The organism is Sphingomonas sp. Leaf25, assembly GCF_001421635.1.
Taxonomy (GTDB): domain Bacteria; phylum Pseudomonadota; class Alphaproteobacteria; order Sphingomonadales; family Sphingomonadaceae; genus Sphingomonas.
Genome location: NZ_LMKU01000012.1, coordinates 151,708 through 162,910, shown reverse-complemented (window position 1 = coordinate 162,910; position 11,203 = coordinate 151,708). Strand labels below are relative to the sequence as shown.

General features: G+C 68.3%; 10 protein-coding genes and 1 tRNA gene. 6 read left to right on the top strand and 5 right to left on the bottom strand.

All coding sequences use genetic code 11. From position 1 onward, the window contains the following. Both mfd and ASE78_RS05380 read left to right on the top strand, forming a co-directional pair. Window positions 1-3,066, top strand: a 3,066-nt coding sequence (mfd, locus tag ASE78_RS05385; protein ID WP_235514884.1) for a transcription-repair coupling factor, incomplete at its 5' end; no start/stop codon positions are given. Continuing rightward, window positions 3,063-3,701, top strand: coding sequence for a hypothetical protein (locus tag ASE78_RS05380; RefSeq protein WP_056494252.1), 639 nt, complete (start codon window positions 3,063-3,065; stop codon window positions 3,699-3,701). The genes mfd and ASE78_RS05380, both read left to right, overlap by 4 nt. A gap of 18 nt (window positions 3,702-3,719) precedes the next feature. On the opposite strand, the gene ASE78_RS05375 is transcribed toward ASE78_RS05380, so the two are convergent. From ASE78_RS05375 to ASE78_RS05360, 4 genes are all read right to left on the bottom strand, one after another. Next, window positions 3,720-4,448, bottom strand: coding sequence for an ATP-binding cassette domain-containing protein (locus ASE78_RS05375; RefSeq protein WP_056494249.1), 729 nt, complete (start codon window positions 4,446-4,448; stop codon window positions 3,720-3,722). After that, a complete protein-coding gene (locus ASE78_RS05370) occupies window positions 4,445-5,470 on the bottom strand; it encodes a hypothetical protein (RefSeq protein WP_082467028.1) in 1,026 nt (341 codons plus the stop codon). The genes ASE78_RS05375 and ASE78_RS05370 overlap by 4 nt, the downstream gene beginning before the upstream one ends. 10 nt (window positions 5,471-5,480) lie before the next feature. Next, window positions 5,481-5,711: a hypothetical protein gene (locus ASE78_RS05365; RefSeq protein WP_056494246.1), complete on the bottom strand. Its 231-nt coding sequence runs from the start codon at window positions 5,709-5,711 to the stop codon at window positions 5,481-5,483. Between the two features lie 125 nt (window positions 5,712-5,836). Continuing rightward, the gene (locus tag ASE78_RS05360; RefSeq protein ID WP_056494243.1) at window positions 5,837-7,819 is read right to left on the bottom strand and encodes a bifunctional diguanylate cyclase/phosphodiesterase; all 1,983 of its coding nucleotides are present in this window, start codon (window positions 7,817-7,819) and stop codon (window positions 5,837-5,839) included. A 79-nt stretch (window positions 7,820-7,898) separates the two neighbouring features. Between ASE78_RS05360 and moaA the strand changes: the two genes are divergently transcribed. The 3 genes from moaA (at window position 7,899) to ASE78_RS05345 (ending at window position 9,807) form a co-directional block, all read left to right on the top strand. Further along, window positions 7,899-8,900, top strand: coding sequence for a GTP 3',8-cyclase MoaA (gene moaA / locus ASE78_RS05355; RefSeq protein WP_056494240.1), 1,002 nt, complete (start codon window positions 7,899-7,901; stop codon window positions 8,898-8,900). Beyond that, a complete protein-coding gene (locus ASE78_RS05350; RefSeq protein WP_055755785.1) occupies window positions 8,897-9,664 on the top strand; it encodes an NAD kinase in 768 nt (255 codons plus the stop codon). The genes moaA and ASE78_RS05350 overlap by 4 nt, the downstream gene beginning before the upstream one ends. A 68-nt stretch (window positions 9,665-9,732) precedes the next feature. Next, a tRNA-Asn gene (locus ASE78_RS05345) sits at window positions 9,733-9,807 on the top strand. A 115-nt stretch (window positions 9,808-9,922) separates the two neighbouring features. Here ASE78_RS05345 and ASE78_RS05340 read toward each other — a convergent pair. Further along, a complete protein-coding gene (locus ASE78_RS05340; protein ID WP_056494238.1) occupies window positions 9,923-10,261 on the bottom strand; it encodes a hypothetical protein in 339 nt (112 codons plus the stop codon). 244 nt (window positions 10,262-10,505) lie between these two features. Here ASE78_RS05340 and ASE78_RS05335 point away from each other — a divergent pair, with 244 nt between their 5' ends. Further along, entirely contained in the window at window positions 10,506-11,126 is a 621-nt protein-coding gene (locus tag ASE78_RS05335) for a CC0125/CC1285 family lipoprotein (RefSeq protein ID WP_414886759.1), read from the top strand. Window positions 11,127-11,203: the final 77 nt, after the last annotated feature.

Here is an 11,203-nt window from a genome sequence, read left to right as displayed (position 1 = left end):
CCCGGCGAGCGCATCTCGCTCCCCCGCCTCTCCGCGCTGCTGCAAGCCAATGGCTACAACCGCGTCGACACCGTTCACGATGCGGGCGAATTCGCGGTGCGCGGTGGCCTCGTCGATCTCTGGCCCTCGGGATCGGAGATGGGGCTGCGCCTCGACTTCTTCGGCGACGAGATCGAGACGGTTCGCACCTTCGCCCCCGAGGATCAGCGCACCACCGGCCGCGTCGACGGCTTCACCCTGCTCCCCGCCTCCGAAGCGCTGCTCGACGAGGAATCGATCAAGCGGTTCCGCACCCGCTACCGCGAGAAGTTCGGCGCGACCGCGACCGGCGACCCGATCTATCAGGCGATCAGCGACGGCCGCCGCCTGTCGGGCATGGAGCATTGGCTGCCGTTCTTCGAGGACCGACTCGAAACCTTCTTCGACCATCTCTCGCCCGATGCGGTGATCGTGCGCGACGCCGGCGTTCCCGCCGCCGCCGAGGCCCGCTTCGAATCGATCGCCGACTATCACACCAACCGCGTCCGCGCGCAGACCAGTGATCCCGGCAGCTACCGCCCGCTGCTGCCCAACGCGCTCTACCTATCGGCCGACGAATGGACCGACCGCCTGTCGGACGCCGCCGCGCACCAGATCACGCCGTTCCACGAACCGGAAAGCGCCACCGTCGTCGATTTCGACGTCGCCTCCCCGCGCGACTTCACCCCCGAACGCACGCAACAGGCGAATATCTACGAAGCCGTCGTCGATCACATCGCGGCGCTTCGCAAACAGGGTCGCAAGCCGATCCTCGCCAGCTATTCCGAAGGCGCGCGCGAACGGCTGATGGGTCTGCTCGCCGATCACGACCTGACCGGCGTGTCGACCGTCGACACCTGGCAACAGGCGCTGGGCGGGGCGAAGTCGACCGTCTCGTTCGTCGTCCTGCCGCTCGACCACGGTTTCACCGGTGCCGACGTGGCCGTCCTGACCGAACAGGACATGCTCGGCGACCGCCTCGTCCGCCGTGCCAAGCGTCGCAAGAACACCGACGCCTTTCTGCAGGAACTCGCGACGCTCTCGCCCGGCGATCTCGTCGTTCATGCCGATCATGGCATCGGCCGCTATGTCGGGCTGACGCAGGTGCCGGTGGCCAAGGCTCCTCACGACTGCGTCGCGCTCGAATATGCCGGTGGCGACAAGCTCTACGTGCCGGTCGAGAATCTCGAAGTCCTCAGCCGCTATGGCGCGGGCGAGGAAGGCGCATCGCTCGACCGGTTGGGCGGCGAGGCATGGCAGCGGCGCAAGGCGCGGATGAAGGAACGCATCCGCGAGATCGCGGGCGACCTGATCGCCACCGCCGCCAAGCGCGCGATGCGCCCGGCCGACATCGCCGAACCCGACAGCGGCGGCTATCCCGCCTTCGTCGATCGCTTTCCCTATCAGGAAACCGAGGATCAGGAACGCGCCATCGCCGACGTGATCGAGGATCTGGGCGCGGGCCGGCCGATGGACCGGCTCGTCGTCGGCGACGTCGGCTTCGGCAAGACCGAAGTGGCCCTGCGCGCCGCCTTCGTCGCGGCGATGGCCGGCATGCAGGTCGCGATCGTCTGCCCGACCACGCTGCTCGCCCGCCAGCACTACAACAATTTCAAGGCGCGCTTCGAAGGCTTCCCGATGGAGATCGGCCGCCTCAGCCGCCTCGTCACCGCGACCGAGGCGAAGAAGGTGCGCGAGGGCCTCGCCGCCGGAACGATCGACGTGGTCGTCGGCACCCATGCCGTGCTGTCGAAACAGGTGGATTTCAAGCGCCTCGGCCTCGTCATCGTCGATGAGGAACAGCGCTTCGGCGTGACCCACAAGGAACGGCTGAAGGCGATGAAGGCCGACGTCCATGTCCTGACGCTGACCGCCACCCCCATTCCGCGCACATTGCAGATGGCGATGTCCGGCCTGCGCGAACTCTCGGTGATCCAGACCCCGCCGGTCGATCGCCTCGCGGTGCGCACCTACATCATGCCATGGGACCCGGTGGTGCTGCGCGAGGCGCTGCTGCGCGAACATTATCGCGGCGGCCAGGCCTATTTCGTCACCCCGCGCATCGCCGACCTGCCCGAGATCGAGAAGTTCCTGTCGGAGGAAATCCCCGAGATCCGCTATGTCGTCGCCCACGGCCAGATGGCCCCGACCGAGGTCGAGGAACGCATGTCGGCGTTCTACGACAAGCGCTACGACCTGCTCGTCTCAACCACCATCGTCGAGAGCGGCCTCGACATCCCCTCGGCCAACACGCTCATCATCAACCGCGCCGACAAGTTCGGCCTGGCGCAACTCTATCAGTTGCGCGGCCGCGTCGGCCGGTCGAAGACCCGCGCCTATGCGTATATGACGACGCCGCCCGAACGCCTCGTCAGCGAAGCGGCGGAAAAGCGCCTGAAGGTCCTCTCCGACCTCGAATCGCTGGGCGCGGGGTTCCAGCTCGCTTCCCACGACCTCGACATTCGGGGTGCCGGCAACATGCTCGGCGATGAACAGTCGGGGCATATCAAGGAGGTCGGCTTCGAACTCTACCAGTCGATGCTGGAAGAGGCGATCCTCGACGCCAAGGCCGGGGGCTTACGCGACGACGCGCCCAAGGACTATTCGCCGACGATCACCATCGACGCGCCGATCCTGATCCCCGAGAACTATGTCCCCGACCTCGACCTGCGCATGGGCCTCTATCGCCGCCTGACCGATGTCGAGGATCGCGCCGGGATCGATGCCTTCGCCGCCGAACTGATCGACCGGTTCGGCAAGCTGCCGCTGGCGACCGCTAATCTGCTGCAATTGATCGAGGCGAAACTAAACGCCAAGAAAGCCTGCATCGCCAAGATCGACGTCGGCGCGAAAGGCGCGATCGTCAGCTTCCACGAGGATAAATTCCCCAATGTCGACGGGCTGCTCGCCTATGTCGACAAGCTCAACGGGACCGCCAAGCTGCGTCCCGACATGAAGCTGGTCGTCAGCCGCAGCTTCGCCGATCCGCAGGCGCGCCTCAACGCCGCGCTCCAGATTTCGCGCGGGCTGGCGAAGGCGGCATCATGAGAAAGCTGCTCGGCATCATCGTGCCGCTGGCGATCCTCGTCGGCCTGACGCTGGCGGCCTATCTCCTCGTCAACGATCCGCGCGAGGCGCGCGACGCCAAGGCGTCGACCGCCTACAGGACCGCGCCGATCGACAACCCGACCCGCGATCCGCTGCGTAAAGGCCAGGCGCGCCTCGCCCACACGCTCGCCCCCGCGCCGCTCGACGGGCTGCGCTTCGTCGCCCAGCCGAGCTTGTCCGACCACGCCTATGCGTTCCAGATCGCGGTTCATGCGCTCGGCGCCCCGGCCAAGGCGGTGCTGGTCGTGACCCCCAGGGACGGCGGCCGTCCGCGCGAACGCTACCGCTTCAACGTACCTCGGCAGGAAGAGCGCGCCTTCTTCCTGCTGGTCGACAGCCTCCTGCCCAAGCTTACCCGCGACAACGGCATGGACGTCGACGGCACCCCTGCCGCGCTCGAACGCATCGCCGGCGGGCAGAGCCGGACGTGGACCACCAATCTCGACAATCCCGAATGGCAACCGATCAACGAAGCCATCCGCACCCTGATCCGCCGCCACGCCCCGTCGGAGGCGCTCCCGGCCGAGTCCGACTGGCACGAGGCGGCAGTGCGCTCGCCCGGACGATCGACGTAACGTGATTCTCCCGGCCTGCTATCCGCCCGACGCGGATCGCAGCCGGTCGATCGTCCGCCGCTCGAACGCCAGCGGGTCCAGCGCCGCTGCGCGCAGCCCGTGCCCGTCGAGCGCAAGCGCGACCTTGCCATCCGCCAGCATCACCCCGGCGTCACAGGCGGTCGCCAGCGTGTGCAGGTCATGCAGCGCGGTGATGAGCGTCAGCCCCGCCCCCACCCGCCCGCGCAGCGCCGTGCGCAGATCGAAAACGGCCACGGGGTCGAGCCAGTTGAACGGCTCGTCGAGGATCACATGGGCCTGACCACCCGCGAACGCCGCGGCGATCGCGATCCGCTGCCGCATCCCCGCCGAACAATCGCCGACCCAGCGGTCGATCAGCGCGGCCAGCCCCAGCACGTCGTACAAGCCCCCCAGCCGACGCCGTACATCCTCACGACCGCCGCCGACCAGATCGAGAATATCGCGCGTCCGCAGCGCGTCGGGCAGCTTGTCGGCCGGCGGAGCGAACCCGAAGCGCGTCGCCCGTGCGACCCGGTTCTCCACCAGTTCCTCCCCATCGACCCGGCACGATCCGCCCGCGAAGGCCAGCCTGCCCGCCAGCGCTCGGAGCAGGCTGGTCTTACCCGATCCATTGGCACCGATGACACCGAACCACGATCCACGCGCGATCGTCAGGTCGATGCCCTGCACGACGCGCTGCCCGCCGCGCTCCACCGCGACACCGACGAGGTCGACGGCGGCAATCATGCCAGCAGCCACATCTGGGCGCGTCCCCGGCGATGCAACTGCCACAGCATCGCGACCACGATCACCGGCAGCGCGACCGGCAGCGAATAGGCGACGGCCAGCAGCAACCCTGCGAGCAATGAGACGAGGACATCGGCAAACCGCCTTGCGTGCAACCGGTATGCCAGAATGCGCAGCGTCACCAGCAACAGGACCGCGACGCCGATGGCAGCGCCGATCCCGGCGGCGACCGGCCCGACCATCGCCCAACACCCCGGCAGCGCGACCGCAAACAAGCCGGCCAACCCTCGCGCATGACGCGCGACGATGCGCCACACGCCGTACCCGGCGAAAGTCATGAAGCGGACGACGGCATCGTCGATCGCGGCCAGCAACAGCGAGAAGAGCAGCACTTCGGCGCCGACGATCACCATCCGCGCCTCGATCCCCAGCGTGCGTGCCGCCAGCAGCGACAGCAGCAGGATCGCAGCGGCGACGCCCCCGGCGGCCGGACGGTGCGACCATGCTCGAACCGTCCATCCCGGCCGCGACATGCCGGCGACCCGTTCCGGCATCGTCAGGCTGCCCGCCGCCCCGGCAACCAGCACGCCAGCGATATAGCCGACGCCGCCGAGGGGCGACAGCGAGGCCCGCGCGACCAGCATCACCGCGACGAACACCCCCAGTCCGATACCATGCCACGCGACACGATAGCGCCGGCGTTGCACGGCATCGAGCGCATCGGCCGCCAGCAACCCGTCGCTGGCGTGAAGCGCAAGGCGCGCCGCGACCAGCCGTTCCGCCCCGACACCGGACAGGGCACCGACCGCGAGCGCCACCCATGTCGCGACGATCAGGGGACGCTCGGCGAACCACGCCTGCGCGATCGCGAGTGCCGCCAGCAGCAGGAAGGCGGCGATCGCACGGTCGTGCCAATTGGCGAACGTCGCGCGGATCACGTTCCACGCGATCCGCCGATCCTGCAGGAACAGCCGGCCCGTTCCGTTCCGCGCCTTTTCCCTGCCGGCTGACCATCGTCCCATGCCGCCATTCTTAGAGTCCCCGGCTGGCAAGCCAAGACCGGTCGTGCCCGACCCGGTCGAAGCGGCGGTCCTGCAGCCCGCGCATCGTTCGGGGCGGATCGACATGCAGCAATGCCGTTGCCGAACCCGTCACCCCGGAACAGGTCAGGGGCGACGACGGATCGGGAGTGAGGAAGCCTCCCGGATCGTTGGATGTCGATCCCGCCTTGGTATCGCGTCGTTCTTTGAAAACCGCATCCATATCCGGCCCGTCGGCGCTGCCGCTCCCGAAGGACGCGACGGTTGCACCAAGGTCACACGATGGTTGCGCGAAACGCCCGGGAAACGCACCGGTGCAACCTTCGATACTGCAGCAATATCAGCACCCTAACCAACCAACGCCACCAACGCGCTTACTTCCAGCGGTTCCGCGCACAAAAATCCCTGATACAATTGGCACCCCTCCGCCGCGAGCGCGTCGCGCTGCGCCTCGGTTTCGACGCCTTCGGCGACCACCGTCAGCCCCAGCGAACGCGCCATGTCGATCACGCCGCGCACCACCACCCGGTCGCGCGGCGACCCGACGATGTCCTGCGCCAGTTTCTTGTCGATCTTGAGATAGTCGAGCGGCAGCGCCTTCAGATAGGCGAGGCTCGAATAGCCCGTGCCGAAATCGTCGATCGCCACCCGGCACCCCGCCGCGCGCAGCGCCGCGAGCAGCCCCGCCGCCTCGCCCAGTTCGGCGATCAGCCCGCTCTCGGTCACCTCCACGGTCAGCCGTTCGCGCGGAAACCCGCTGGCATCGGCGCGCGCCAGCAGCGTGTCGGCGAAATCCGCCTGCGCCACATCCTCGGCGGTCACGTTGATCGACAGCCGCAGGTGGCCGAGCGCCCCGGGCCAGCCGGCGGCGATCCGCATCGCCTCGCGCTGGACATGCGCCGATAGCCGCCCGGCAAGGCCCGCGCGTGCCGCCGCGTCGAACAACAGCTCGGGACCCAGTTCGCCCTCGCGCCCGTGCCGCCAGCGCGCCAGCGCCTCGACCCCGATGATCCGACCGCTGGTCAGCTTCACCTGCGGTTGAAACAGGATCGCGATCTCGCGCGTCTCGATCGCCCGCGCAATATCCGCCGCCAGCCGCTGCGCATCCAGCACCGCGACCGGCCGGTCGCCGTCGCCCGCCCTGGCGCCGGGCAACAGCGCCTGCACCCGGCGCACGAGCGCCGCGCCGTCCTCGCCCGGCTGCACCGTGTCGCATGCCTGGCGCAGCGTCAGCGCGACCATGTCGTCGCCCGCCACGAACGGCCGCGCCACCGCGCGCTCCAGCGCCGCCTGCAAATCCTGATCGGCGCCATGCGGCAGCAGCACCGCGAATTCGGTGCCGCCCAGCCGGGCGACGGCGGCCCGGACCAGCCCGGCATCGCGTACCGCCCGCTCGATCCGCCGCTCCACCGCGCGCAACAGCGTGTCGCCAACGCTGCGCCCTTGCCGCCGGTTGACCGGATCGATCCCGCCGATCGCGATCACGCGGATGCCGGGCACCTCGCCCGCCTCAATCCGCCGGTCGATCCAGCGCAGCGTCCCCGCCAGATCGCGCACCGACCCCAGCGCCTCGCGCACCACCGCGCCAATATCGCCGACCCGTGCCAGCGGCTCGACCAGCGCGTGCAGCCGCTGGCTGTGCGGATCGCGCGCGACATGCTGCACCACCCGCCCCAGCCCCGGCAGGTCGTGGGCGAAGGCGGTGGCGGGCGATGCCGTGCCCAGCCGCCGGATCGCCGCCAGCGCGGTCCGCCGCCCGTCCTGCCCCAATTGCCGCAACAGCCCGCGCGGCGTCGCCGTCTCGCCGAAGCCGGTCGCCTCTGCCAGCGCCGGGGTCAACTGCACGCTGCCCCGCACGCTATCGAGCCGCCAGCCGAGCGGCGCGCCGCCACCGGCCAGCGGATCATGCCACCCGCCGCCCATCCGGTGGACGTGCCGCTCGGCAAAGCGCACGCCCTGCACCAGCATTTCCTCGGTCACGGGACTGATGAGGAAATGGGTCGCCCCCGCCTCGTACAGCGCGCCCAGCCGGTCGACATCGCCCTTGGCGACCAGCACCAGCACCGCATCGCCGTGCCCGGCCACCTGCGCCAGTTCGGCGGTGGCGGCGATGCCGTCGTCGATCGCGCCGCGCGCATCGACGATCGCGATCGCCGTCCCGCTCGCCGCCACCCGCTGGCGAATGCCGTCCGCGCGCCGGGCGGCCACGATCCGCCAACCGGCGCGTGACAGGATCGCGGTCAGCTCGTCGCGCTGCCGGAACGACAATATGAACAGCGCGCGCTCGTGCGCCGCATCATGACCCATGCCCGCGGTTTTCCCCCCACCCATCGCGCGACCCTAGGGCCGCGCATCGGGGGGGGCAATGGACACCTTGTATGGCCGGTGAACGCACCCTAGCTTCGCGGTAATGACCTGCGCCCCTTCCCTGATCGATGCGCATGGTCGAACCATCCGCTACCTGCGGATTTCCGTCACCGACCGCTGCGACCTGCGTTGCCGCTACTGCATGTCCGAAGCGATGACCTTCCTGCCGCGCAACCGCTTGTTGAGCCTTGAGGAAATCGCGGTCATCGCCGAACGCTTCGTTGCGCGCGGCATCGACAAGATCCGTCTGTCGGGCGGCGAGCCGCTGGTCCGCCGCGACGTGACCGACTTGTGCCGCCGGCTCGGGCGGATGCTGGACGGCGGCGGCCTGTCGGAACTGACGATGACGACCAATGCCACCCGACTGCGCGATCATGCGCCCGCGCTGGCCGATGCCGGCATCCGGCGAATCAATGTCAGCCTCGACAGCCTCGATCCCGCTACCTTCCGCTACGTCACCCGCCACGGCGACGTTGCCCAGGTGCTGGATGGCATCGCCGCCGCACGCGACGCTGCAATCGCGGTCAAGATCAACATGGTGGTGCTGAAAGGGCTGAACGAGGATCAGGTCGGCGACATGCTGGCCTGGTGCGGCCGCGAGGGCCACGACCTCTCGCTGATCGAGACGATGCCGCTCGGCGCGATCGACGAGGACCGCACCGACCGGTTCGTGCCGCTCACCCGCGTGTTCGAGACGCTCGGGCAACGCTTCACCCTGACCCGCGACCAGCATCGCACCGGTGGCCCGGCACGCTACTGGCGGGTCGGCGGACAGGGCAACCGCCTCGGCCTCATCTCGCCGCTGACCGAGAATTTCTGTGCCGGCTGCAACCGCGTGCGCCTGACGACCGAGGGCAAGCTCTACCTCTGTCTTGGCCATGACGATCATGTCGACCTCAAGGATGCGCTGCGCACCGGCGGCATCGACGCGCTCGACGCCGCGCTCGACGCCGCGTTGCCCAGGAAACCCGCCGCGCACGACTTCCGTATCGAGGCCGGCGCTGCCCCCGCCGTCACCCGCCACATGAGCGTGACCGGCGGATGACCCGCCTCGCCTTGCTCGCCTCGCCCACCCCGCAAGCCCGCGCCGCCGAGGATATGCTGCGCGAACGCTACGAGTGGTGTGGGATCGAGGATGCCGACCTGATCGTCGCGCTGGGTGGTGACGGGTTTTTGTTGCAGGTGTTGCACACCCTGCTCGAACGACGGCGGACGGTGCCGGTGTTCGGCATGAATCTGGGCACCATCGGCTTTCTGATGAACGAATGGCGGCTCGACGATCTCGAGCGGCGGCTGAGCCGCGCCAAGCCGTTCCGCGTCTCGCCGCTCACCATGACCGCGACGACGATGGACGGCGAGGTCCGCGTGCTGCCGGCGATCAACGAAGTCTCGCTGCTGCGCGAAACCCGCCAGACCGCGAAGCTCGAAGTCGCGGTCAACGACCGCGTCGTGATGCCCGAACTGGTGTGCGACGGCATCCTCGCCGCCACGCCGGCCGGCTCGACCGCCTACAATCTGTCCGCCAACGGCCCGATCCTGCCGATGGGGTCGGCGATGCTGGCGCTGACCCCGATCAGCCCGTTCCGCCCGCGTCGCTGGCGCGGCGCGATCCTGCCCGACAAGGCGCGCATCTCGCTGCGTGTCCTCGAACCGGACAAGCGCCCCGTCTCGGCGGTCGCCGACCAGCGCGAGGTGCGCGACGTGGCGCAGGTCGACATCGTGATCGACCGGGTGCGCGACCTGACGCTGCTGTTCGACCCCGAACACGCGCTCGACGACCGCATCACCATGGAGCAGTTCGCCGGCTGATGCGTAAAAAGCAAAATTAGGCGTTGCAAAGCCTGATTCGGCTGCTAAAGACCCGGCCTCGCAGTTGTTCCCTGATAGCTCAGCGGTAGAGCTCTCGACTGTTAATCGAGCGGCCGTAGGTTCGAATCCTACTCAGGGAGCCAGCGACACCCCGGAAGACGCGATCTGTTCTTCCTTCCGGGCACAGCCGCACGACGGCGTTGTTACTCAATCCATGATATTGTCTGCGATTGCTTCGCCCGAACCTTCGGGATGCAGTCAAACGCCGGTATCGCGGACCTGCGCTCGCGCGAGTGCGACGAACAGTTCGTTGCAGGCCGCGTTGCCGACCCGGATACGGTCGCTGACATTCGGGATGAACCGCGAAAAATTGCGGGCGAGGATCGTCCCGATCGTCAGCCGGTCTACCGGCCCTGCCGCCACGACCGGTGCCGACGCGGCGCGATGGCGGGCGAAAAGCTGCACGTCGAAATCATCATCCTCGATCGCGATCAGCCCCGAACTCGGGCCGATCTGCCGCTGGATTTCCTCGCGCAGCCGGCGCGCGGCTTCCCGGTCGCAGGGTTCGACCGTTACCGGTGTCTCTGCCATCGTCATGCGTTCCGCTCCCGTCGCCTGCCTCGCGACTCCCATAGACCGCGTCGGTTATCACGACGTTAACCATGAACAGCACAGCAGTTGAAGCAATTCGAACGCTGCGACGGATGCCGTTCAGCCACCGCTAATCTCATATCCTGCACGGTCCGCCGGTCCGGCCTACGGACCCGAACCGGCGACCGTTCGTTCAAACGATCAGGATACTCGCCATCGGTCGGGAACCATGGCGGCATTGGAGAAACTGATGTTGCTGCACCCTACCCCCCGTGCCCGCCTTCGGGCGATCGGCATGACCTTCGCCGGAGCGCTGGCCCTCGCCGCCTGCGCCACGCCGACACCCTATCAGCCAGCGACCGGCACCGGCTTCTATCGCAACGGCTACAGCGACCAGCAGGTCGAGGCGAACCGCTTTCAGATCAGCTTTTCGGGCAACAGCCTGACGTCGCGCGAGACGGTCGAGCGTTATCTGCTCTATCGCGCGGCGCAACTGACGCTGGAGCGCGGCTTCGACAACTTCATCCTGGCCGACCGCGATACCAACCTGCGCAGCCGTACCTATTCGACGCCGGGCTTTGGCGGTGGCGGGTTCGGCCCCGGATGGGGCGCGGGCTTCGGCTGGGGTGGCTGGGGTCCGGCATGGCGCTATCGCAGCCGCGCGTTTGGCTGGCGGAGCTGGGACCCGTTCTGGGGCGATCCGTTCTTCGACCGCTCGGTCGATATTCGTACGGTCGACAAATATGAAGCGGTGGCCGAGATCGTGCTGGGCCGTGGTCCGAAACCCGCCGACAACATCCACGCGTTCGACGCCCGCGATGTGTTGCGCAGCCTCGGTCCGACGGTGACGGCGCCGGTCGAACGGCGCTGATCTCCTTCCCCGATCGATAAACAAAAGGCCGCTGTCCATCGGGACAGCGGCCTTTTCGCGTCACTGACGGGGCGTTG